The organism is Geomonas diazotrophica, from assembly GCF_018919385.1.
In the GTDB taxonomy this organism is placed as follows: Bacteria; Desulfobacterota; Desulfuromonadia; order Geobacterales; family Geobacteraceae; genus Geomonas; species Geomonas diazotrophica.
The window spans coordinates 1-21,610 of the sequence record NZ_JAHLMF010000027.1 but is presented as its reverse complement, the minus strand read 5'-3'; the positions used below and the strand labels follow the sequence as shown (position 1 = coordinate 21,610).

General features: G+C 62.2%; 24 protein-coding genes and 1 riboswitch. Of the genes, 11 read left to right on the top strand and 13 right to left on the bottom strand.

The window, feature by feature from the left end; all coding sequences use genetic code 11:
- Both KOM00_RS19990 and KOM00_RS19985 read left to right on the top strand, forming a co-directional pair.
- Positions 1 to 286, top strand: a 286-nt coding sequence (locus KOM00_RS19990; RefSeq protein WP_216500776.1) for a hypothetical protein, incomplete at its 5' end; no start/stop codon positions are given.
- A 59-nt stretch (positions 287 to 345) separates the two neighbouring features.
- Positions 346 to 1,218 carry an EamA family transporter gene (locus tag KOM00_RS19985; RefSeq protein WP_216500775.1) on the top strand — a complete coding sequence of 291 codons (873 nt, stop codon included), beginning with the start codon at positions 346 to 348 and terminating at the stop codon, positions 1,216 to 1,218.
- Between the two features lie 79 nt (positions 1,219 to 1,297).
- On the opposite strand, the gene KOM00_RS19980 is transcribed toward KOM00_RS19985, so the two are convergent.
- Positions 1,298 to 1,552, bottom strand: coding sequence for a YtxH domain-containing protein (locus KOM00_RS19980; protein WP_236027108.1), 255 nt, complete (start codon positions 1,550 to 1,552; stop codon positions 1,298 to 1,300).
- A 235-nt stretch (positions 1,553 to 1,787) separates the two neighbouring features.
- Between KOM00_RS19980 and KOM00_RS19975 the strand changes: the two genes are divergently transcribed.
- Entirely contained in the window at positions 1,788 to 2,003 is a 216-nt protein-coding gene (locus KOM00_RS19975; protein ID WP_216500774.1) for a hypothetical protein, read from the top strand.
- 87 nt (positions 2,004 to 2,090) lie between these two features.
- On the opposite strand, the gene KOM00_RS19970 is transcribed toward KOM00_RS19975, so the two are convergent.
- On the bottom strand, positions 2,091 to 3,527 hold the full coding sequence (locus KOM00_RS19970) for an aminotransferase-like domain-containing protein (RefSeq protein ID WP_216500773.1): 1,437 nt from the start codon (positions 3,525 to 3,527) through the stop codon (positions 2,091 to 2,093).
- Positions 3,528 to 4,017: 490 nt separating this feature from the next.
- Here KOM00_RS19970 and KOM00_RS19965 point away from each other — a divergent pair, with 490 nt between their 5' ends.
- Entirely contained in the window at positions 4,018 to 5,037 is a 1,020-nt protein-coding gene (locus tag KOM00_RS19965; RefSeq protein ID WP_216500772.1) for a glycosyltransferase, read from the top strand.
- A 70-nt stretch (positions 5,038 to 5,107) separates the two neighbouring features.
- Here KOM00_RS19965 and KOM00_RS19960 read toward each other — a convergent pair whose 3' ends face one another.
- The 5 genes from KOM00_RS19960 to KOM00_RS19940 all read right to left on the bottom strand — a co-directional run bounded on the left by KOM00_RS19960 (position 5,108) and on the right by KOM00_RS19940 (position 7,912).
- Positions 5,108 to 5,395 carry a hypothetical protein gene (locus KOM00_RS19960; RefSeq protein ID WP_236027107.1) on the bottom strand — a complete coding sequence of 96 codons (288 nt, stop codon included), beginning with the start codon at positions 5,393 to 5,395 and terminating at the stop codon, positions 5,108 to 5,110.
- Between the two features lies 1 nt (position 5,396).
- A complete protein-coding gene (locus tag KOM00_RS19955) occupies positions 5,397 to 6,140 on the bottom strand; it encodes a hypothetical protein (RefSeq protein ID WP_216500771.1) in 744 nt (247 codons plus the stop codon).
- 103 nt (positions 6,141 to 6,243) lie between these two features.
- Positions 6,244 to 6,361, bottom strand: a riboswitch (molybdenum cofactor riboswitch).
- Positions 6,362 to 6,502: 141 nt separating this feature from the next.
- Positions 6,503 to 6,856 (bottom strand): PadR family transcriptional regulator, encoded by a 354-nt coding sequence (locus KOM00_RS19950; RefSeq protein ID WP_216500770.1) that lies wholly within the window; start codon positions 6,854 to 6,856, stop codon positions 6,503 to 6,505.
- A gap of 55 nt (positions 6,857 to 6,911) precedes the next feature.
- Entirely contained in the window at positions 6,912 to 7,442 is a 531-nt protein-coding gene (locus tag KOM00_RS19945) for a permease (RefSeq protein WP_216500769.1), read from the bottom strand.
- Complete coding sequence (locus KOM00_RS19940; protein ID WP_216500768.1) at positions 7,439 to 7,912, bottom strand: permease; 474 nt, start codon at positions 7,910 to 7,912, stop codon at positions 7,439 to 7,441. The genes KOM00_RS19945 and KOM00_RS19940 overlap by 4 nt, the downstream gene beginning before the upstream one ends.
- A 207-nt stretch (positions 7,913 to 8,119) precedes the next feature.
- Here KOM00_RS19940 and KOM00_RS19935 point away from each other — a divergent pair, with 207 nt between their 5' ends.
- The gene (locus tag KOM00_RS19935) at positions 8,120 to 9,745 is read left to right on the top strand and encodes a methyl-accepting chemotaxis protein (protein WP_216500767.1); all 1,626 of its coding nucleotides are present in this window, start codon (positions 8,120 to 8,122) and stop codon (positions 9,743 to 9,745) included.
- A gap of 85 nt (positions 9,746 to 9,830) precedes the next feature.
- Here KOM00_RS19935 and KOM00_RS19930 read toward each other — a convergent pair whose 3' ends face one another.
- Together KOM00_RS19930 and KOM00_RS19925 are read right to left on the bottom strand one after the other, a co-directional pair.
- Positions 9,831 to 10,292 carry a hypothetical protein gene (locus tag KOM00_RS19930; protein ID WP_216500766.1) on the bottom strand — a complete coding sequence of 154 codons (462 nt, stop codon included), beginning with the start codon at positions 10,290 to 10,292 and terminating at the stop codon, positions 9,831 to 9,833.
- A gap of 201 nt (positions 10,293 to 10,493) precedes the next feature.
- Entirely contained in the window at positions 10,494 to 10,925 is a 432-nt protein-coding gene (locus KOM00_RS19925) for a GSU0071 family protein (protein ID WP_216500765.1), read from the bottom strand.
- A 512-nt stretch (positions 10,926 to 11,437) separates the two neighbouring features.
- Between KOM00_RS19925 and KOM00_RS19920 the strand changes: the two genes are divergently transcribed.
- On the top strand, positions 11,438 to 11,722 hold the full coding sequence (locus KOM00_RS19920; RefSeq protein WP_216500764.1) for a hypothetical protein: 285 nt from the start codon (positions 11,438 to 11,440) through the stop codon (positions 11,720 to 11,722).
- Positions 11,723 to 11,764: 42 nt separating this feature from the next.
- On the opposite strand, the gene KOM00_RS19915 is transcribed toward KOM00_RS19920, so the two are convergent.
- Positions 11,765 to 12,805: an acyl-CoA thioesterase gene (locus tag KOM00_RS19915; protein ID WP_216500763.1), complete on the bottom strand. Its 1,041-nt coding sequence runs from the start codon at positions 12,803 to 12,805 to the stop codon at positions 11,765 to 11,767.
- A gap of 262 nt (positions 12,806 to 13,067) precedes the next feature.
- The gene (locus KOM00_RS19910; RefSeq protein WP_216500762.1) at positions 13,068 to 13,964 is read right to left on the bottom strand and encodes an OmpA/MotB family protein; all 897 of its coding nucleotides are present in this window, start codon (positions 13,962 to 13,964) and stop codon (positions 13,068 to 13,070) included.
- Between the two features lie 176 nt (positions 13,965 to 14,140).
- Here KOM00_RS19910 and KOM00_RS19905 point away from each other — a divergent pair, with 176 nt between their 5' ends.
- The gene (locus KOM00_RS19905) at positions 14,141 to 14,326 is read left to right on the top strand and encodes a hypothetical protein (protein WP_216500761.1); all 186 of its coding nucleotides are present in this window, start codon (positions 14,141 to 14,143) and stop codon (positions 14,324 to 14,326) included.
- A 120-nt stretch (positions 14,327 to 14,446) separates the two neighbouring features.
- Here KOM00_RS19905 and KOM00_RS19900 read toward each other — a convergent pair whose 3' ends face one another.
- Positions 14,447 to 15,643, bottom strand: a complete 1,197-nt coding sequence (locus KOM00_RS19900) for an MFS transporter (protein ID WP_216500760.1) — start codon at positions 15,641 to 15,643, stop codon at positions 14,447 to 14,449.
- 327 nt (positions 15,644 to 15,970) lie between these two features.
- Here KOM00_RS19900 and KOM00_RS19895 point away from each other — a divergent pair, with 327 nt between their 5' ends.
- Positions 15,971 to 16,429 (top strand): hypothetical protein, encoded by a 459-nt coding sequence (locus KOM00_RS19895; RefSeq protein ID WP_216500759.1) that lies wholly within the window; start codon positions 15,971 to 15,973, stop codon positions 16,427 to 16,429.
- A gap of 117 nt (positions 16,430 to 16,546) precedes the next feature.
- On the opposite strand, the gene KOM00_RS19890 is transcribed toward KOM00_RS19895, so the two are convergent.
- Complete coding sequence (locus KOM00_RS19890; protein WP_216500758.1) at positions 16,547 to 17,176, bottom strand: acetate uptake transporter; 630 nt, start codon at positions 17,174 to 17,176, stop codon at positions 16,547 to 16,549.
- A gap of 446 nt (positions 17,177 to 17,622) precedes the next feature.
- Between KOM00_RS19890 and KOM00_RS19885 the strand changes: the two genes are divergently transcribed.
- From KOM00_RS19885 to KOM00_RS19875, 3 genes are all read left to right on the top strand, one after another.
- A complete protein-coding gene (locus tag KOM00_RS19885) occupies positions 17,623 to 19,881 on the top strand; it encodes a protease pro-enzyme activation domain-containing protein (protein WP_216500757.1) in 2,259 nt (752 codons plus the stop codon).
- 237 nt (positions 19,882 to 20,118) lie between these two features.
- A complete protein-coding gene (locus KOM00_RS19880; RefSeq protein WP_216500756.1) occupies positions 20,119 to 20,565 on the top strand; it encodes a MarR family winged helix-turn-helix transcriptional regulator in 447 nt (148 codons plus the stop codon).
- A 98-nt stretch (positions 20,566 to 20,663) separates the two neighbouring features.
- Positions 20,664 to 21,497, top strand: a complete 834-nt coding sequence (locus KOM00_RS19875; protein ID WP_216500755.1) for an epoxyqueuosine reductase — start codon at positions 20,664 to 20,666, stop codon at positions 21,495 to 21,497.
- Positions 21,498 to 21,610 lie beyond the last annotated feature (113 nt).

Sequence of the window (21,610 nt, the reverse complement as noted above, 5' to 3'; positions counted from 1 at the left end):
CTATTTAGTTTTCAAAGACCAAGCCGCCGTTTGCGACAGACTCAGCACCCTACCTGAACCCGAACCGCCTGTCAAGATTTTCTTTCAAAAAACTTTCGAGGTTTTCGCAGTGGCCCGATCCAGTAGATCGGTCCCGAAAGGCTTCCATCGCACCGCGAGGTGCTGCTGTGACCCTTCTTCCTGCCGGGTGGTCTATTCGGTTGCAAAGAACGTCGTTGCTGCGGAGTCCAGCTTTATAGCAAAGGGCATCTTCGCCGTCAACGATTTAATGAGTAAAATTCTCTAACACTACAAGCGCATCGAAATGGTTCACATTATCGCCCCACCTCGGTTATACTCCGCGCCATGTCCAACCTCGCCTTCGCTCTCATCATCTTTTCCGCCGTCATGCACGCCACCTGGAACACGCTGGTTAAACAGAGCCGGCACAAGACGGTCTTCATCTGGTGGATGTTCATTGCCTCGATGTTCCCCTTCACCGCCATCATCGCCATAGTGGACGAACCGTTCCACTGGCCCGGGCTCCACACACTGACCATGATCTCCATCGGCTCGGTCAGTTTCGTGCTGTACCACCTGTTGAACGGCCGCGCCTATCGCGAAGGCGACCTTTCCATCATCTATCCCCTCTCCCAGACCTCCATGGTATATGTGCCGATCTGGGGGGTACTGCTGCTGGGGGAGCGGCTTTCCTTGGTCGGGGTCTGCGGCATCCTCCTGGTCATCTTCGGAACCTTCTGCGTCCAGATGCAAAAGGTGTCGCTGGCCGAAGTGACCCGCCCCTTCCGGGATCTGAAAAACAGCTCGGTCCGCGCCGCCCTCCTGGCCGGCTTCATCTATTCCATAGGTTCCATCGCGGAGAAGACCGGCGTGAGGGACTACCCCCCCGTCTTCTTCACCTACTTTCTCGTGATCGCGATGCTGTCCCTGATGACCCTCAACCTGGCCCGTCCCAAGTACCGCGAGCTCATCGCCGAGGAGTGGCGCACCAACTGGCGCCTGATCCTGTGGAGCGGCCCCACCGTGATGCTCTCCTTTCTGAGCTTCCGCTACGGCCTCAACATGGCGCGGGTCGGCTACGCAGTTCCGGTGCGCCAGGTCAGCATCATGGTCGGAGTCCTGATTGGGATCTTTTTCCTGCGGGAATCCTTCGGCAGGATGCGCCTCATCTCGGCGGCCCTCATCGTGGCCGGGGCTGCCCTGATCCGGCTGGGGTAAGACAAAGAAAGGCCCGCGGCTGTTCAGCCGCGGGCCACAATCTCTTAGCTATCTGCAGCAGGGGGAACTGTCACTCTCTTTAACGCAGGTGCATGAACTTGCCGGCCTTCCCGCTCATGCTGGCCATACTATCTGCCAAATCGTCCATTCTGTTGCTCAGGTCGCGCATGATCCGGTCGCTCTTATTGCCGATCGTCTTACCCATGCGCATCATTTTCTTGCGGCTCTTCTCCCCTGCGCAGGGAGCAAAGAGAAGCCCCAGACCAGCACCGAGCACCCCACCGCCAACCAGCATCATCAGGCCTGTCATCGGTCTCTTCATCCTTTCTGCCATGATAGCGCCTCCTTTAGGATGATATCTACTGATGCCCCATTTTACCGCTCTTCAAAAAGGGAAGTCCATCTAGAAATAACGATTCCATTCATGAACTTCATGGCTGGCGCATGTTCCTGCTGCAGGTTATGTATTCAAGATGGACAACAAACATCCTTTGGTGTTAGAAAAAATCACAGTTGATATTGTATTATTTGGTTGTATGTTTACGTCATCCTTCTTCAAGGAGCGCCCCATGCTACTGGAACGACTGATCGAAAAGGCGAACCAGAAACCCGAGTACGATTGGGATGCCTATTATCACTGGTTTTTCACCGAACAGGCGGGGCACGAGGTCAGCGGCTATACCTTCTGGGAATGCAAAAAGTGCCTCACCATCAACGTACTCTATCTCCCGGCACGCTACGGAAAATGCCGCTGCTGCTCCCTCATCTACCTCGCTTCCTCATAACGCAAACATAATCACGACTGGTTTCTCTAACACCCCTCCGACTCCCCACTACCTGGAACGGCACCGTTACGCCTGAAGATCAAACTTCTACAGCAGGTCCTTGACCAGCCCCCCCAGCGTCTCGACGCCACGCTCGGCCTTTTCGTCCCAAAACGCCGTGGACAGCCTCATGTAATTGCGGTACTTGCCCGACAGGGAGAAGATCGCCCCCGGCGTGATGCTGATGCCCCGCTCGAGCGCCCGGTGGAACAGCTGCACCGAGTCCACCTGCTCCGGCATTTCCACCCAAAGCATGAAGCCGCCGCCGGGGCGCGTCATCCGCGTTCCCTCGGGGAAATGGCGCACCACCGCGTCGGTCATCTGCGACGCGTTCTTGGCGTAGAGCCTGCGGATCGCGCGAAGGTGATGGTCGTAACCGCCCGTGGCAAGGAACTCCGCTATGCCGAGCTGGGTCGGCGACGCGGTTGCCAGGTTGTTCATCATCTTGAGCCGCTCCATCTCGGCCTGGAATTTCCCGCCGATGGCCCAGCCGACCCGGTAACCGGGAGCGAGCGTCTTGGAAAAGGACGAACAGTAGATCACCAGCCCCTTGCGATCGAAGGACTTGGCGGCGAGGGGACGCTGTTGCGCGAAGGTCAGGTCGCCGTAGATGTCATCCTCGATGAGCGGGATCTCGTGCTGCGCCAGGAGCTGGACCAGTTCGCGCTTGCGCTCCTCGGGCATCAGCGTCCCCAGGGGGTTGCTGAAGTTGGGAATTACCAGGCAGGCGCTGATCTTGTTGTTCTCGATGGCGTAGCTCAGGGCCTCGATGCTGATCCCTTCCTTCGGCGTAGACGGGATCTCGAGGGCCTTCAGCCCCATCTCGGCGATCAGTTGCAGGAAATTGAAGTAGAAAGGGGATTCCACCGCGATGGTGTCACCTGCCTTGCAGGTGGCCCGCAGGGCGAGTTGCACCGCCTCGACGCAACCGGAGGTGACCAGGACCTGGTCGGGGCGGACGCTGACGCCGTAGAGCAGGGAGCGCTTGGCGATCTGGGTGCGCAGCCGCTCGCTCCCCGGCGGCATCATGTAGGAGATGCTCTGGGCTCCGAAACGCCTCATTTCCGCTGCCGTCATCCGGTTCAGCTTGTCCACCGGAAAGTGCTGAGGGTTGGGGACGGCGCTCGCCAGGGGAAGGAGTTCCGGCTTCATCAGGTTGCGGATCACCAGCTCGCACAGGTCGCTGAAGGTGACCGCGGTGGGCTGCAGGCGCGGGTTCTTTGCCAGCGGCTGCGCCGTGATTTCGGGGACCTTGGGGCAGACGTAGTAGCCGGACTGCGGCCGCGCCTGGATGACACGGCGGTCTTCCAGCACCGCGTAGGCCTGCATCACCGTGTTGATGCTGACGTTGAGCTTGGAGCTCAGCTGCCGGATCGAGGGGAGTCTCTCGCCAACCCTGAAGGTACCCCCGTCGATGAGCGAGACGATCTCGCTCCCCACCCGCTCGTACAGCGGCCTGCAGTCTCTTACCGTTTCCAAGGCCATACCACCTCCCGGTCCTCACCGACGGCGCATCGATGCGCCGCAGGGCTGTCGTCATCAGAAACTGCCAACTCTTCAAAGTTACAGGCCGACTGTACCTCATAACCATCCCAGGCCACAGTCACAGTTGGGCTCATTTCAAAAGGGTACAGTTATCATAAACGGCAACTGTTACCAATACAATCCACAATTACTGGACCAGTACCGCCGACACAGCTGGAGTGAATGGGTGGCTGGGCTCTCGTGACTCAAAGGCCGCGTAGCTGAGTGTATTTCTTCACCGAGGGATGGACGAGACCTTGCGTTTCCCTCTTTCTTCTTGAGAGAATTCTGAAGAACCTGGGGTGTCGTTGACCACGATGCGCAGCACGCCCCCTCACTTCCCCCCCTTTCGCAAAGGACAGGGGGGACAGGGAGGATTTTTTCTCTTTTGCACCCGACCGACTGCTGGTAAGGTGGGCGGGTAACGTCACACAGGAAGGATCAGAAATATATGAGCACAGCGACCACCACCCCGGCACTGTCCATACTGATGCCGGTCAGAAACGAAGAGAAGCACTTGCCGGCGGCACTCGCATCGCTGTCGGCGCAAAGCTTCCGGGAGTGGGAACTGGTGGCGGTGGACGACGGCTCCACCGACCGCACCCACGAGATTCTCGCGCGTGCCGCCGCGGCCGATCCCCGGGTGCGGGTGCTCGCGACCGGTGGCCAGGGGCTGGTCCCGGCGCTGAACCTCGGCCTTGCCGAGTGCCGTTCGCACCTAGTGGCGCGCATGGACGGCGACGACGTCGCCCACCCGGCCCGCCTCGAGGCGCAGACCGCGTACATGGCCGCACACCCCGAGGTGGGGCTCGTGGCCAGCTGCTTCCAGCATTTCCCCCGGCGCCGGATCGGCAGCGGCATGCTCGGCTACGAGCAGTGGCAGAACTCGCTGTTGAGCCACGAGTCGATCCTCGCCGACCTCTTCGTCGAATCGCCGTTCGTGCATCCAAGCGTCATGTTCAGGAAAAAAGAGGTGCTGCAGGCGGGAGGCTACCGCGACATGGGGTGGGCCGAGGACTACGACCTGTGGCTGCGCCTGGCGGCGGCCGGGACCCGCTTCGCCCGGCTCCCCGCGACGCTCCTCTTCTGGCGCGAGCGCCCGGAACGTACCACCCGCACCAACCCGGCCTACGCGGCGCACGCCATGCGGCTTTGCAAGCTCCACCACCTGCTGCAGGGATTTCTGAAAGGGGAGCGCCGGGTGATCCTGGCGGGGGCAGGCCTCGAGGGGCGGGCCTGGTACCGGATACTGCACGAGGTTGGTATCGCTGTCGAGGCGTGGGTCGATGTCGACCCGAAAAAGATCGGGCGGCAACTGCACGGCGCGCCGGTCCTCTCCACCGGGGAGCTCGAGCGCAACGGCACCAAGCTCCTGATGACGGTCGGCGCCCGTGGCGCGCGTGCGGTGGTCCGGCAGAGCACCCGCCAGGCCGGATTCGTCGAGGGGTGCGACGCCGTCTGCGTCGCCTGACCCCGCCCCCCCAGCAACTCCTTCCTGTTATGAAGACCGTAGCCGCAAGCCGGACGGCGGCGACTTCGTTTCACGGGGAGCTGTAAAATGGGGCGTGGTGCATGTCCTCGCCTTCGGACCAACCATTGGTCCGTCCACCTTCGTCAAGCGAAAGCGGCGGCAGGCGCAGGCAGGTGAAGGATTCCACGCTCCAGCGCCGGTAGCGGCAGTTGTAGCAGGAGAGCTCCTCCTCGACAACCTGCTCCTCCTCGACGTCCGCCACGAATAGCGCGCAGGCCCCGGCCTGTTCCGCCGCCAACGCCCAGGCTTCCTTGCCGTGGGCGAACTCCCTGTTCCCCTTCTGATCGCAGCGCCACATGCTAGTAGGCCTTCAGCTGCTTGCGATGCAGCGTCTGCCAGCGCGCCTTTGCGTCCGACGACTGGGATGCGGCCACCAGGAGCACCGACGCCCCATCCAGAAGCACCGTCTTCGGCTTTTCACCCAGTACCACCAGGTCCTCGTCTTTCAGCGCCTCGCCGGTCACGCTCTTCACCACGTCGACCACGGGATGCTGCAGCAGTTCGTCCACCCGCAGCATCCGGTACGGCTGGGCGAACTCCAGGGCCCCCTTGAGACGCCCGTCGTTGCCCGACATCCTGAGCCCGGCGCCGGCGAGGGCGCCGATCACCCCCTGCCCCGTGCCGCCGTGCTGGGAGAGGTGCACGCCCAGCCGCCTGGCGAGGTCGTAGGCCTCGTCCATCCCGATCACCTCGCGCTTGGCGCGGCGTCCGAAACCGATCAGCTCGTTGCGTGCCGCCATCCGGGCCGGCACCGCGACGCACAGCCCCGGATCGGAACCGGGCGCGCTCTCCTTCTCCAGGAACTCCGAGACGTACTCGATGACCGGTTCGAGCCACCCCTCGCCCACGTCCGCGAAGAAGCACATGGCGCTGTTGTGCGAGGTGTAGGGGATGTCCGGGTGCACGTAGAGCTGGTGTCGGGTGATGTAGCTGCAGCTGCCCCACCCGCGTTGCTGCAGTTCTTCGGCTATCAGGGAGGCGATCTCCCCGGTCCCCCTGCTCTCGAGGTTGTCGGTATCGTCGATTGAAATGGCTATCCGCATCTGTTTTTCACTCCTGACCGTTGTATTACAATCTACATAACGCGGGACAAATAAAAAGCCCCGATCCTGGATGGAAAAGGGCCTTTAACAGTTCGGAGTCTCCGCTCTGCCGCAAGGCTCTCCTTTCCAAAAGGGAGGCACCGCCGTTTCCGGCAGCACCCGTTGGCCCGCAGCCATGAGGAGGTCCTTTTAGGCGGCGAAGCTCGGAGAGGCTCAGATAAATTTGGGCAGAAGCTTTACCACAGGTAAAACGTATACTCCAGATAAATGTGACGTGAACGGCAATTTTTCGGCGGGTTACTCTTCCTTGTTCTCCTGCTCGACCTGGTCCATAAGGCGCCGCTCCCTTTCGCACCCGTTGATTACCGGGCTCTGTGACTTCTGATGTCGGCATAGGTCTCAAGGAAGTAGTTGAGATACCCCAGGCGCACCTCGATGTCCTCGCGCCAGCTGTCGAGCTTTTGCCATCCCGCTTCGGTGAGCCGGTACACCCTGCGGGCCGGGCCGCTGCCGCCCGTGTCCCAGTTGGAAGCCACCTGCCCCTCCTCTTCCAGCTGTTGCAGGGTGCGGTACACCGCCGCGCTGTCCGGCCTGAAAAGCGGCATGCGCTGGGAGAGCACGCTCAGGACGGCGCCGCCGTGGCTTGGCTCCTGCGCCAGGGCAAGCAGGATGAAGGCGGGGAGGTGGCGATACTGCTGTTTTCGTTTGGGAAGCATGGACTGTTCCTTTCTCGGGCTGTATTTCCGTTCCGTTAGCGGGCGAAGGAGTGATTCAGGCGTCCACCGCGTCCGGCTGCGCCTGAAGCTCCTGTTCCGGCAGCAGCCGTTCCATGAGGTAGCCGCAGGCGAGGATGCAGGGGACGGTGAGCAAAAGCCGCAGCAGCGCGAAACGCAGGCTGATGAAACTGCTCTCCATCAGGATCATGGGAATCTTGATGGCGCCCCAGGTCCCCAGGAAGATGACGATGTTGGCCAGGCGCGCCCCCTTTTTCCGCAGGGAGACCGCCACGGGGAAGGCGGCGTAGAGCGGCCCGGCGGCCGCGGTCCCAAGCAGCATGGCGACCCCGGCCCCGACCGCGCCGGAGTCCGGGCCGAGGTGCGACTCGACCAGCCGGCGCGGCACCCAGACGTCCAGGAGCCCCATGAGCACCATGACCGGCGGCACGATCGAGAGCACCTCCAGGAGAAACCCGGTGGAGTTGAGCGCTGACAGCCGCGCCGTCGCCGGCTGCCAGAGATAGAGGAGCAGGTTCGCGGCGAGCACGACCAGGAAGAGCCGGTAGTCGACGAGCTTGACCTTCACAGCAGCACCCCCATGGCCAGCCCGATCACGATGGCCGTCACGAAGCACAGCGCCTGGCGCATCAGCGTGAAGCGTTTCCCGAAGCAGGAGATCTCCATCGGCGCGGTCATGACCCCCACCATGGTGAGCGTGGTGACGAACGCGGCCAGGCTCGCCGGGGCGGCCCCCAGCTTGAAAAGTGACCCCACCAGCGCGAAGGCGATCGGCGCAGGCATGGTCACGATGGACCCGATGGCGGAGACCAGGGCGAAGCCCCCGACCCCGCCGTGGCTGAAGAGCTTCCTGATCAGCTCCGGCGGAACCAGCGCCAGCACCAGCCCGACCAGGGCCACCATCCCCAGGACGCGCGGGGCCAGGCCGTGCAGCGACTTTGCGCCGATGCGCAAGGCCCGCCCGGTCTTGTCCGGATCCAGGCGCCAGGACACCAACACCGCCAATGCCGTCCCGCCGTACAAAACTGCCGACATCATGACTCCCCCCTGCTCTCTCAGCCCACCCGACATACTGTTATCTACAGTATGATGTTTAGAACTGCATGTCAACGGCAAAGCGGAACAGGGACAGGCGGGCCGGCTTTTTCACTTAAGATAATTAAACTTTGTGTCGATATTGAAAGACAGGACAATGAGATGCTCTGACAGGCGCTTCTGAGACCAGCAACTGTGAAGGAGAGAACGATGACCTTTTCGGGAGTCAAGCTTAGTGCAAGACTTGGGGTAGCCTTTGCCGTGGTAGTGGTCCTTATGACAGTGGTCGGAGGATACTCCATCAACAGGATGGCGGTCTTCGACGGCAAGGTCCGGACCCTGATCGAGGACAAGTGGCCCAAGACCGTGGCGCTCAACGACCTCAAGTCGCAGATCAACGTCGTGGCCCGCGGCCTGCGCAACATGGTGATCCTTCAGGACCCGCAGGAGGTGCAGAAGGAGGAAAAGCGCATCGTCGAATCCCTTCAGGCCGCCGACAAGCGCATCGAGGAGCTCAAGAAGACCGCTCACAGCGAGTCGGGGAAGGCCGCCCTCAAGGACGTGATCGATGCCAGGACGGCGTACCAGGAGGCCCAGCACCATGTCATCGCCACCATCAAGGAGGGGGACAGGGAAAAGGCCGGGCAGGAACTGATCGGGCCGATGCGCAAGGCGCAGAGCGCCCTCTTCGCCGCGATCGACAAGATGCTCTCCCACCAGGACAAGGAGATGGTGCGGGTCGGGGAGGAGTCGAAGCAGCTGATCGACCAGGGGCGCCTGGTGGTGATAACCCTGCTGGTCGCAGCCGTTGTCCTTTCCATCCTGCTGGCGCTGATGATCGTGCGCAGCATCACAGCCCCGGTCGCGGAACTGATCGCCGCCAACGACCGCCTGGCAGAAAACGACCTCACCGTATCCATCAACCTTACCGGCAACGACGAGCTGGGGCACCTGGCCGACTCGACCCGCCGCGTGGTGGAAAACCTGCGCGAGATGCTGGGGAGGGTGTCGGAGAGTTCCAGCGAGATCGCCTCGGCATCGCAGCAGTTGAAGGCCACCGCCGAACAGATCGCCACCGGGGCCGAGGAGCTTGCCTCCCAGACCAGCTCGGTGGCCACCGCCAGCGAGGAGATGGCGGCCACCAGCGGCGACATCGCCCAGAACTGCGCCCGCGCCGCCGAGTCCTCCCGACAGAGCAGCGCGTCCGCGAACCAGGGGGGGCACGTCGTGCAGGAGACCATCGCCGGGATGGTGCGCATCGCGGACCGGGTCAGGGAGAGCGCCGGCACCGTGGAGAGCCTCGGGGCGAGATCGGAGCAGATCGGCGACATCATCGCCACCATCCAGGACATCGCGGACCAGACCAACCTGCTCGCGCTGAACGCCGCCATCGAGGCGGCCCGCGCCGGCGAGCAGGGACGCGGCTTCGCCGTGGTGGCCGACGAGGTGCGCGCCCTGGCCGAGCGGACCACCAAGGCCACCAAGGAGATCGGCAACATGATCAAGGCCATCCAGGACGAGACCAAGGCGGCGGTAAGCGCCATGGAGGAGGGGGTGACCGAGGTGGAAAAGGGGACCCAGTCGTCGCAGCAGTCGGGCGAGGCGCTGCAGATGATCCTGGAGCAGATCGGCGAGGTCACCACGCAGATCAACCAGATCGCCACCGCGGCCGAAGAGCAGACGGCGACCACCAGCGAGATCACGATGAACGTGCAGCAGGTCACCGACGTGGTGCAGCACACGGCGCGCGGGGCCAACGAGACGGCGGCCGCGGCCTCCCAACTGGCGCTCAACGCCCAGACCCTTGAGAACCTGGTGCGGCGGTTCCGGCTCTGAAGATGGGGGAGAGACGCGAAACGGCAAGGGGCCAGGCGAAAACGCCTGGCCCCTTTTTTGATGTATTCGATCCCTGCCGGTGAATTTACTTGTTGTGCCCCTTGCCGTGCCCTTTCCCCTTCCCTTTACCCGGGCCGGAATCGTCCTGTCCCCCGTGCCCCATCGGCTGCCCGGTCAAGCGGAGATCCCCCCTCTTGAGTGCATGGAACTCAGCCGAGCCCGGCTTGATGCCCAGTTCCTTGGCGATGGCGCCCCACCCCTTCTTCTTGTTGGGCTGGTACACCTGGTAGACCTGGTCCACGGGTTTCCCGGAGAACTGTCCCAATTGGAACAGCATGAAGGCGTCCGCCGGCTCGGGGACCGATTGCAGCACCATCTGCACCTTGGCGGTCGGTACGCCGAACTGGGCGCTCACCTTGGCGGAGAAACCTGACATGTCGGCGCGGGCCTGGACGTTCAGGCTGGAGAGGAACGAATCCAGACTGGCGAACGCAGTCATGGGCAAAACAATAACGAGAACCAGGCTGAGAAGAATCAGGCGTTTCATGTTTCCTACCTCCATCGTTGGAATGAATTACGGGCAGGAAATACTATACCGAAAAGCGCAGCGGTGAAAACCTTAAAACCATTGGCCACGAGGAACATCCGAAAAAATCCGGGTGGGGCAGGAGTCGAGAAAAAACCCCGCAGCGGTCCGTCCGGATGCCCCCGGATTTTCTCTTGGCGAACGGTGCTGTTTTTTGCCTGGTTACTGCAGCGTCTCCCGTTGCAGGAATTCTGCGAACTCGGTGAACACGGCCTCGCGCACCGAATGCTGCTCCCAGTTCCTGATCAGTTGCCGGGCGCACTGCAGCACGCCGATCAGCCCGGCAGAGGTACCGCCGGCGATGAGGGCGCTGGTCTCACCGTAAAAGACCATGACCAGGCTTGAGATGAGAAGCACGAGGCTCGTCAGCAAAAGCGGCAGCTCGACGTGCTTGAACGGAGAGCGAAACATGTGGTGTACCGAGGAGTACACCGAGGCGTGCGCCTTTACCAGCTTCAGGTAGCGCTCCAGTTCCGCGCCGTTGCAGCGCGACACCGCGCGCAGGTAGAAACGACGGCACGCCTCCCTGCTGCTGGTTGCCATGCGGTCGCCGTAGTAGTGTTCCAGTTCGACATCGATCGTGTAAGTGTCCATCTCGGCCCTCGATTCTGCTCCGTTCAGTAAAGCAGTGATAAAGTGGTGTGTCCGTGAAATAGCATGATGTATACCAATTGACGGGGCACACCCGAAATGTGCGGTACCACGTGCGGCAGGGGAGACCAAGCCGTCCCGCGGTGCTCAAAAATGTCGCAAGATGCGCAACTTTAACACAACATCGTGTTCCAATTCCTCTTAAGTTTTCCACAGGAGATTTTCTTAAAGAGCATGTCGCCCCCCTGAAACAGAGCTTGTTCCCTCGGCCATTTCGCGAAAAAGCAAAGCGGGACTTGCAAATATGCAAAAAATAAGGCGGCGCTTGCCGGTGAATCCGGGGAGAGCTGCCATTGTCCCCCTCCCCTTGCGGATTTTGTCATTTCCGCAGGTTACACCCCCCCCTTGCCCGCTCCGGTTTTTGAATTGACAAGAGCCGGCATACGGTGTTATTGAAAGTAAAATTCAATTTCTCGAAACGGAGCGGCGCCTTGGAAGGTCAAAAAGGGGGGGCTATGTGCATAGCGGTAGTGGGGAGTGAAAAAACGGTAGGGTGGGGCTGGATGGGTGCGGCCGCACGGGCGGGTTTCGACCTGCGCATGGTGCATCCCGCGCTGGTCACCACCCTGGAAAACATGGAAGGGGTCGACGCGCTGGTGATCGCGCCGGAAGGTGTTTCCGGTGAGGTGCAGGAGCAGGCCGTGCAGATCGCGTCAGCCCGTGGCATTCCCTCGATGTGCGCCAGCTGCGAGGCCGCCCCCTTTTGCCACGGCAGGGGTCTCGCCGGATCGAAAAACTGAAAAGCGAGTTTGCCGCTTCGAACATAGAACGTAGAACCGCTTTTAAGCCAGGTGTTCCGACAGCGCCTTGAAGCTCCGCTCCGCCTCCAGGTACCTGGCGTCCTCGGCGTAGGTGGTGGGATAGACCGCCGGCACCGGCTTGTGCCGCAGCTCCCGGTCCACGTTGACGAAGGTGAACAGGCACGAGTTGGAAAGCGCCTTGCTGGTCCGGTCGCGGCTGATGCGCTCGATATTCGCCTCAACGCAGATGTAGCTGCCGCAGGTGAACACCACCCGGCTGGTGTAGTGCAGCTTGTCCCCCATGCGCACCGGGTGAAAGAAGTTGATCCGGTTCACCGCCGCCATGACCGACCGGTCCGGCGCCACCAGCTCGGAGCAGATCGAGGAGAGCTCGTAGGCCCGCCGCACCAGGTACCCCCCGAATATCTTCTGCGGCACGTTCTCGAACTCGGGGTACATCCTCTCCCAGGAATCCGCCACCAGGCGTCCCGCGAGGAGACCCTGGAACCCCGGTTCGTCCTGCGCCTTGTGCAAGGCCGCCAGCATCCGGTACTCGTCGCTGCTGGGAGGCTCCGAGGTGAGGGCCTGCTGCTGCGTGTGCTCCTCGCGGCGTGCCACCGCCTTTTTCGCCCGCGCCTGTTCCCTTTCCGTCACGTATTCAAGCGGCGGCAGGGCCACGCTCACCGCCCCCTCCCCCATCCCCGACCGCGCCACCATGGTGAAGTAGCAGGATGCCACGTGGTTCGCCGGCTCTCCCGGCTGCTCCACGCGGATCCCGATCACCAGCGAGGACCTCCCCACGTGGTTGATGCGCGCCTCGCAGACGATGTCGCGCGTCACGTCCGCCACGTGGCGGACGATGATGTTGTCTATGGCGGCCGTCACCACCCGCGCATCCGGGTAGAACCGGTTCACGTACTTGAGCGCCGTCTCCTCCGCGACCTTGTCCAGGACCTCGAGGAGCATCCCGAAACGCATGTTGCCCAAAAGGTCCTCGTCCACCACCATGAAGCGGCGGCGCAGTGTAACATCGTCGGCGAGCGAAAGGGTCTGGAAGAACGAGGTATCGCTGGGCGTGGTCATCATGAAGCTCCTTCGGTTTCAGCGTTAACCATCTCCCTTAGTTGTACCACCTTCTCGTCCGACCTCCAAACCGGGAAAGGCGGAGCAGGGAGGACGCCGGGTAAAGATCGAGGTTCATTTCCCGTAGAAGGGGTCTTTCCTTCGCGTCCCCTGCGCACCTTTGCACCTCCGAGGTGAGGTATAAAACAAAAAGGCCCGAGATTCCCCCCGGGCCTTTTGTCGTTCTTTGCGTCCTTGCGTCTTTGCGTGAACGCTTTTCGTTTTAGTCCTTGGCCACCAGCACGATCTCGATCCTGCGGTTCTTGGCGCGCCCCTCCTCGGTGTCGTTTGAGGCCACCGGTTTGAACTCGCCGTAGGCCACGGCCCCCAGGATCGTCGGATCGAGCCCCTGCTGCTGCAGATAGCGGGTCACGTTGATGGCGCGCGCCGCCGAGAGCTCCCAGTTGGTGGGGTAGCGCTTGGCGAGCTGCCCCACGATCTGCACGTTGTCGGTATGCCCCTCGATCCTGACCGCCTTATCCTTCACGGTCTTCAGGATGTCGACCACCTTCTGCAGCACGACCAGCCCCTCCGGCTTCACCTCGGCCTTCCCGGAATCGAAGAGGACGGAATCGACCATGTTCACGGTCAGCTTTCCCTTCAGCTCCGAGATGGTCACCTGCCCCTTGGAGATCTCACCCTTCATCTGCTCCAGGAGGTCGCCGTAGGTCTTGCTGGTCTTCTGGACTTCCTCCTTCTGCTTTTGCAGGCGCGCCACCTCATCCTTGAGACGCTTGTTCTCCGCCTCCAGGTCTGCCGTCTTCTGGGTCAGCTCCCCCGTTTTGGCGGTGAGTTCCCCCACCCTCTGGCTCAGCTCGCCGATCTTCTGGTTCTTCGCGTCCGAGGTGGATTTGAGCGTTTCCTCGAGCCCCTTCTTGTCCGCGGTGAGCGCGTTTCTCTCTCCGGTCATGGCGGCCAGCTCGGTGGTCAGCCGCTTGATCTCGTTCTTCAGCTGGTCGTTTTCCCCCATCAGGATGTTGTACTGCCCCCTCTGCTCCTGGAGGCTCTTGTCCAGGTTCTGGGCCTCGAGCTCCTTCTGCTTGTAAGTACCGCTCGTGACGCAGCCCGAAAGGGCGAGGCAAACCAGCACCGAGAGACATAACAACAGATTGCGCTTCATACTTTCCCTCCTTGAACCTCATTCGCGTTCTTGCAACCAGTGCACAAGTATGGCCCGAAAAACTGATCTTTCAATATAAAAGGTTCGCCACTCCCGATTCAGGCCCCGCGACTGTGAGTGTGGGAGTTTCTGCGGCAGCGTGATATAATTCAAGGGACAGAAAGGAGGTGTCGGCTATGAGAGAGATGAAGACGACGATGACGCCCAAGATGAAAGAGATGATGGAACGGCAACGGAGCGGCAAGAAGGCGGCCATGCCACTCAAGCACGAGATGATGATCCGGCGCGAGCCCAACCACAACGTCCATGTCATCACTCCCCACGGCAAGATTCACTCCGGCCGCAAGGGCCGCACCGTGTGATTCCTTTCCCTCCCGGGCATGAGTCCCGGCCTGTCTGAGAGGGCGATAAAGCTGGCACCCCGCTACCGGGACCAGCTTTTTTCATGCCCGAACCGTTCCCCTTCCCCTTCCCCTTCCGGGTCAGGGGGTGGGGGAGTGGAGCCGTCGCGGTGCGTGCCTCAAAAAGAGAACGGCGAGCAGCGGCAGGGTCGCCACGAAGGCGTAGAAGAGAAGGTAGAAACAGCGCCCCACGCCGGCCTGGTCGGCGAGCTTTCCCACCAACGGACCGGTTGCCACGAAGAGGAGCCGGAAGGAGACCGACTGCAGCGAGAGGGTCGCCGCGCGGTTGGCGCTGGAAGACTCCCGCTGGGTGTGGGCCAGCATCATCGGGCCGCGCAGGCCGCGCATGCAGGTCAAAAGGTAGTAGAACAAAAAGCCCCAGATCCCGCCGGCGAGCCCGAGCCCCAGGTACCCCAGCACCACGAGGAACAGGAAGAGCAGGACCATGCCGCGGTCTCCCAGGCGGTTGTGCAGCCGGTGGCTGCCGAGGGCGCACAGGGCCACGGTCAGGTTGGCCCCGGCCCAGACCGGCCCGAACCAGGCCACCGGCACCCCGGCGTGCTGCATGTAGGGCTGGATCAGCCAGACCGGGTAGAACGACGCTACCCCCAGCACCGTGTTGAGCAGGATGGTGTAGCGCAGGTGCCTGTTGTCCAGGAAGGCGTAGCGGGCGGTGGCGAGCGCCTCGGCCAGGTGGGAGCGGACCGGGGCGTGCCCCCTCGGCGTCTCCACCAGTTGCCTGGTGACCAGGAGGCCGGCGCCCCACACGGCGACCTGGAGGATGAAGGGAAGCCTCGGCTGCCAGGCGTAGATCACGCCGGCCAGGACCGCGCCGGCCGCCTCGCCGGCCTGCGCGAAGCCGTGCATCCTCCCCTGGTGGCGCGCGTAGGACTGCTCCTCACCCTGCGCCCGCAGCGTCTCGAAGAGAAGGGCGCTGTCCGAGCCGCTGATGAAGGAAAGCGACATCCCCAGGGTAATCTCTGCCAGCAGCACCGTCGTGAACGAGTCGGCCCAGATGTAGATGCCCCAGCCGATCATCCCAAGGATCGAGGCGATGTTGAGGGCGCAGCGGTACCCGAGCCGGTCGCTCACGTACCCCGCCGGGTAATCGAGCGCCAGGGTCGCCACCGAGAAGATGCTCTGCAGGAGCAGGATCTGGGTCAGCGACAGCCCGGCGTGGTCCTTCCAGAAGAGCGTGATGATCGCCATGGGGAACAGCGTCATCTGCAGGAATGAGAAGAGGTAGAGTTTGCGGATGTTGTTGGATAGGTTTCCCATGACAGCATCCGTACCCGCTCCGGATGTTTTTTGCAACACTAAAGGCGGAAGTCTCTGTTTTACCTCACGCAAAGCCGCAAAGACGCAAGGGGTTAAATCTTCAGACACATGCGTCCCCCCTCCTCCCGGAAGAGGGTCAGGGTGAGGGATATGCCGACGGGCCGAAACGATCGGCGAGGCCCGTGTGGAGGGTGCAAGCGGAAGAGCATCCGCCGATGAGCCGTTGCCGGTTGTTAATCGTCAATTATCAATTGTCAATTGAACTCCCCTCCTGTTAATATACCCGCGATCCAACTCAAAAAACGAAACGGCGGAACGAGGGCTCTCTTGAAAGAAACGGACAGGGTCGTGGCATCTGAAGGTGAAAAGAAGAGGAACTTCGTCCTGGTCCCGCTGATCGGCGTCTACGTCCTTGCGATGCTCGTCACGCTTTCCGACCTGGGGGGGGAATTCCCCTTCATGGGGAGGCTCTACGAGGGGGATGAGGCGGAACACTTGATCTTCGCCAACAGCATCGCCTCGCTCTACCTCATCGTCGGGATACTGAAGCGGCAGCGGCTCACCCTGTGGCTGCTCATAGCCTACAATTTTGCCGCCAGCGCGAGCGGCATGGCCAACCTCATCATGCTCCCGGTCCAGCAGACCCTCACCGCCACCGGTGCCCTCGTTCCCGACTACAGCTACCGCATCAACGCCTTCTGCGTCTTCGTCCTGTTCCTGCTGCTCAACGTCTTCCTCTATTTCCACCGCGACCGCTTCGACAACAAGTCCATCTATCTCTGGTAGCGAGGCTCCATCCCATCGTTCCCCACTTGCAAAGGGGGGACAGGGGGGATTTGCTTCAACAAAAAAAAGAGCCATGGCAATGCCATGGCTCTTTTCCGTGATTCTGTGTAGTAGCTCTTACGCCTTGACCTTCTCGGCCGCGAGGACCGCGTCGGCTGCGGTGCTTTCCTTGATCCAGGGCTCGCCGACCGGGAGGTTGATGCCGGACTCGGCGTAGACCGCGACGGTCATGAGGTAGAGGGCGGAGAAGGCGCAGACCAGCAGGTCGTATGCGGCGAAGGTCCCGGCCAGGGCGCTGCCGGTGAACTCCTTCACGTCCAGCCCGATGAAGCCGAGGAGCAGGGTGAGGAAGATGAAGGCGAGGGTCGCGTGGTGCTTCATGGAGGCGATGAACAGGATGAAGGTGAAGACGGTCCAGGCCACCAGGTAGAAGCCGAGGTCGTTGGCGTTGAAGGCGAGGGTCGGGTACGCCTTCACCAGATCCGCGTTCTTGCCGAAGATGATCATGAGGCAGAGCGAGATCCAGAAAGCCCCGTAACCGGTGAAGGCGCAGAAGCCGAAGTTGTTACCGGTCTTGAACTCCATGAGACCGGCGATCATCTGGGCGGTTCCGCCGAAACAGAGACCGAGCCAGAGCACGGGGGCAATACCGCACCAGCCCAGGTTGTGGCATTGCAGCACAAATGTCGTCATACCGAAGCCGGCGAGACCGACCACCGCGGGATTTCCCAGTTTCACATTACTCATTTTTACCCTCCTGATTTGCATTGCGATATCAACTTCGCTGTTCATTCCGTATACGCAATAACCGTACCGTCTCCGCCCGCCGTTGCACCCACAAAAAACACGTTTATTTACTGATACTTACATACAGCAACGGCGAGCTTCAATTTGCCGCCAGTTTTGCAAAGTTGCAAAAAAAACCGATGAACGGCGTGCCCCTCCAACTGAAAGCGACGCCAGTCCAGGCGTTTGCACGCCGCAACGCGCTTTGGCAACCTCGTTTTGCAGAATTGCAAAAAAAGTGACAGCACCCGCCGACAACGCCCTCCCCTGCAATCAGGCAGCGATTCCGCTAAGTTCGCTCGCCACAATCATTTTCTTTCCGGCGACATTAAAGTTCAGCCCAGGAATGCCGATGGTGAACCCAGCCGCGTCAACTCCCCCCATTCACCTTTGCCCGGAGGCTCACCTTGAAAGTCGCGTTGAAACTGTTCCCCCTTTGCCTCGGATTCCTTTTCGCCGTCGCCATGGCGGCGGGAGCGTCATCATGCTGGGCCGACACCTCGGCACAGGTCCGCCTCGCGGGACACTTCCCGGCGCGGAGCGTGGCCAGCGCCAGACGGCTCGGCAGACTCCCTGCGGTGACGCAGATGAGGTTCGCGTTCACCCTCCCCCTGCGCAACCAGCCGGCGCTGGACGACCTGCTGCGGCGCATCTACGACCCGGCCGATCCGCTCTACGGCCACTACCTCACCGGTGCCCAGTTCATCGAGCGCTTCGCGCCGACCGCCTCCGACTACGAGGCGGTGAAGAGTTACGCCCGGGGGCTGGGACTGACCATCACCGGCACCCACGCCAACCGCACCGTGCTGGATGTCGCCGGTCCCACCGCCGCCGTCGAGGCCGCCTTCGACCTGCAGATGCACCAGTACCAGGCCCACAGCGGCCACAACTTCTTCGCTCCCGACCGCGAGCCCGGCGTCCCCAACGCCATCGCCGCCCGCATCTCCGGCATGGTCGGGCTGGACAGCTCCGCCGCCTGGCACACCCACAGCCACGCCGCCCGTGCCGCCGACCTCCCCATGGCCACCCCCTACCAGGTCGGCACCGGCCCCGGCGGCGGCATGCCCCCGAGGGACATCGCCACCGCCTACAACCTCTCCCAGATCACCGCGACCGGCACTGGCCAGACGCTGGCCCTGTTCCAGCTGGACGGCTATACCCCCTCCGACATCGCTGCCTACGCGAACTACTTCGGGATCGCCGCAGTGCCGCTGCACAACGTGCTGGTGGACGGCTTCTCCGGCACGCCCGGCACCGGCGCCGGCGAGGTGACCCTCGACATCGAGCTGCAGATGGCGCTCGCCCCCGGCGCCAGCAAGATCATGGTCTACATGGGCCCCAACACCAGCAAGGGGGTACTGGACACCTACAACCGGATCGCCACCGACAACATGGCCAAGCAGGTGAGCAGCTCCTGGGGGCTCAGCGAGGGGGAGAGCGGCTCCTCCTTTTTGAGCAGCGAGAACGCCATCTTCCAGCAGATGGCCGCCCAGGGGCAGACCGTCTACGCCGCCGCCGGCGACAGCGGCGCCTACGACAACGGCAGTACGCTCAGCGTGGACGATCCTGCCTCCCAGCCCTACGTGACCGGCGTCGGCGGCACCACCCTCTATCTGAGCAGCGGCAGCTACAACCGCGAGTCCACCTGGAACGCCGGCACCATCAACGGCGGCGCCGGGGGCGGCGGCGTCAGCGCCTTCTGGCCCATCCCCACCTGGCAGCAGAAGCTGGGCAACGTCGCCTCCTCCGTCATGAGAAACGTCCCCGACGTCGCCCTCAACTCAGACCCCGGCACCGGCTACTCCGTCTACTACCAGGGGAAATGGTGGCTCTACGGCGGCACCAGCTGCGCCGCTCCCTTGTGGGCCGCCTTCACCGCCCGGGTCAACCAGCAGCGCGCAGCCGGCGGTCTGTCGCCTCTGGGCTTTGCCAACCCGGTGCTGTACCAGGTAGGCGCCGGCACCGGCTACGGCACGAGCTTCCACGACGTCGCCGACAGCACCACCAACCTGTACTACCCCGCCATCACCGGCTACGACAACGCCACCGGCTGGGGTTCCTTCAACGGCGCCAACCTGCTTGCCGCCCTGGCACCCGCATCTTCCATCACGGTCCCCAAGGTGACCGTGCCGGCCGCCCCGGCGGGGCTGAAGGCTTCGGCCGGTAACGCCGCCGTGGCGCTCAGCTGGACAGCGAGCAGCGGCGCCACGAGCTACAACCTGTACCGCGGTACCGCCGCCGGCCAGGAGGGAACCACACCTATTAAGACCGGCCTCACCGCCACCTCCTTCACCGACAGCGTAGCCAACGGCACCACCTACTACTACAAGGTCGCCGCCGTCAACAGCGCCGGCACCTCCGCGCTTTCCAACGAGGCCTACGCCACCCCGACCGCACCGCTCGCCTTTACCAGCAGCGTGTACGGCACGATCGGCACCACCACCGCCAAGATCCAGTGGAGCACCAACCTCCCCTCCACCTCCGTGATCCGCTACGGCACCTCGTCCGGCAGCCTGACCAAGTCGCTGTCCAGCACTGCCCTGGTCACCTCGCACGTGGTGAGCCTCTCCTCCCTGGCGCGGAAGACGACCTACTACTTCAAGGTATCGTCCACCGCAGGGAGCAGCACCGTCACATCGCCGACCTACTACTTCAAGACGCAGTGACGATACGCTACCAGGAGTACGATCCGAACACACAGCAACGAAAAGCGCCGGTTCCCGAAATCCGGGAACCGGCACCTTCGCCCGTGTCCTACGTCAATCTCTCCCTCATCCCCCCGACTCCAAGTTTGCTCACCCACCGATTCGAAAGCCCGCGCTGCAGGTTCAATCACCGCCCCTCCCCTTGCCCTCCTGACATATTCGTTGACAATCTGAAAGAGATGATGTTGTATATGCAACATGAACACTCCGGGTAAGTCCGCAAACGAGATTGCCGAGCTGGTAGCTGCCCAGTGCATAGCCGGACGGGCCAGGCGCTTGAACCGCGTCATCACCGGCCTGTACGACAGGGCGCTCCAGCCGTACGGCATCAAGATCAACCAGGCCAGCATCCTCGTGTGCCTGCTGACCATCGGGGACGCGAGTCCCGGTGAGATCGGTGCACGCCTGCAGATGGAAAAGTCCACCGTGAGCCGCACCATCGACCGGATGGCAAAAAGCGGCTGGATCCAGGTATCAGGAAAAGGGCCGGGACAGATCGTTCGGGTCACGGAAAGCGGCAGGCAGCTCATGGTGGATTGCCATGAACAGTGGCAGGAAGCCCAGCAGCGGGCATTGGCATTATTAGGCGAGGAAGGCGCTTCTTCCCTCAAAGCGATCGCCGATCGTCTCAGAGTAGGCTGCTGATTTTTTTTGCCCGTAAAGTTGCATATACAACTTGGCAAAGTTTGGGCTTTGCCGACTGCGCCAACGTCTGTTTTTCAGCATGTTGAATGGAGGTGACCATGAAGGAGCTGATACGGGAAGTGATCACGCGGTCCATCGTCGACCACAAGGCAAACTGGTCCGAGTCACTGGCGGACCGCTACTTCGACGAGCCGCTGGTGAATTTCGCTGCCGGTGACGACCCGATCTTCGAAGAGTTCAAGAGGATCATAGGTCCCTGGCACAGAACACCGCGGGAGGCCTACGAAGCCTTGCACGGCGGGGGGAGCTGGCACGGCGGCACCGTCGTCAGCTGGGCGATGCCCTGGAGCAAGGCGTTACGGGACAGCAACCGTCGCTGTACCGATAAGCCGTCCGTCGAGTGGACCAAGGCCTACGACCTGTGCGCCAAGGTCCTTCAAAAAGAGGTACGGAGAGAGCTCCTGCAGGAGATGGAGCGGCACGGGGTGCACGGCGTCGCCCCGACCGATGCCGAGTGGTTCCGCATCATGGACGCCCCCGACGGCAAAACCTCCCCCTGGTCCGACCGGCACGTGGCATTTGCCGCCGGTCTCGGCACCTTCGGTCTGAACAACGCCTTTCTCAGCGCCAAAGGGATGGCCATCGTGCTCAATTCCGTTGTCATCGGTGCCGTGCTCGAGCCCGACCAGCGCACCGCTGAGCACCATCGGGCCGACTGTCTCCACTTCAAAACCGGCGCCTGCGGCGCCTGCATCCGCCGCTGCCCCGCACAAGCCGTCTCAACAGCAGGACACGACAAAACCCGCTGCATGATCTTCGGCTACGGTCCCGACTCCGTCCGTCTTGCCAAAGAACGTGGGGTGGAGGGTCCCGCCGGCTGCGCCTTGTGCCAAGTAGGCGTCCCTTGCGAAGCCTGCATCCCGGGGGTGTAAAAAGGTTTGTGTAAATGGTCATTTCGGGGTAAATCCACTTACCCCAAGGAGTTGCCATGACCATTGACCTTGCTGTAATCGATGACCTACTGAAACAGTATAAGAGCCCGGAG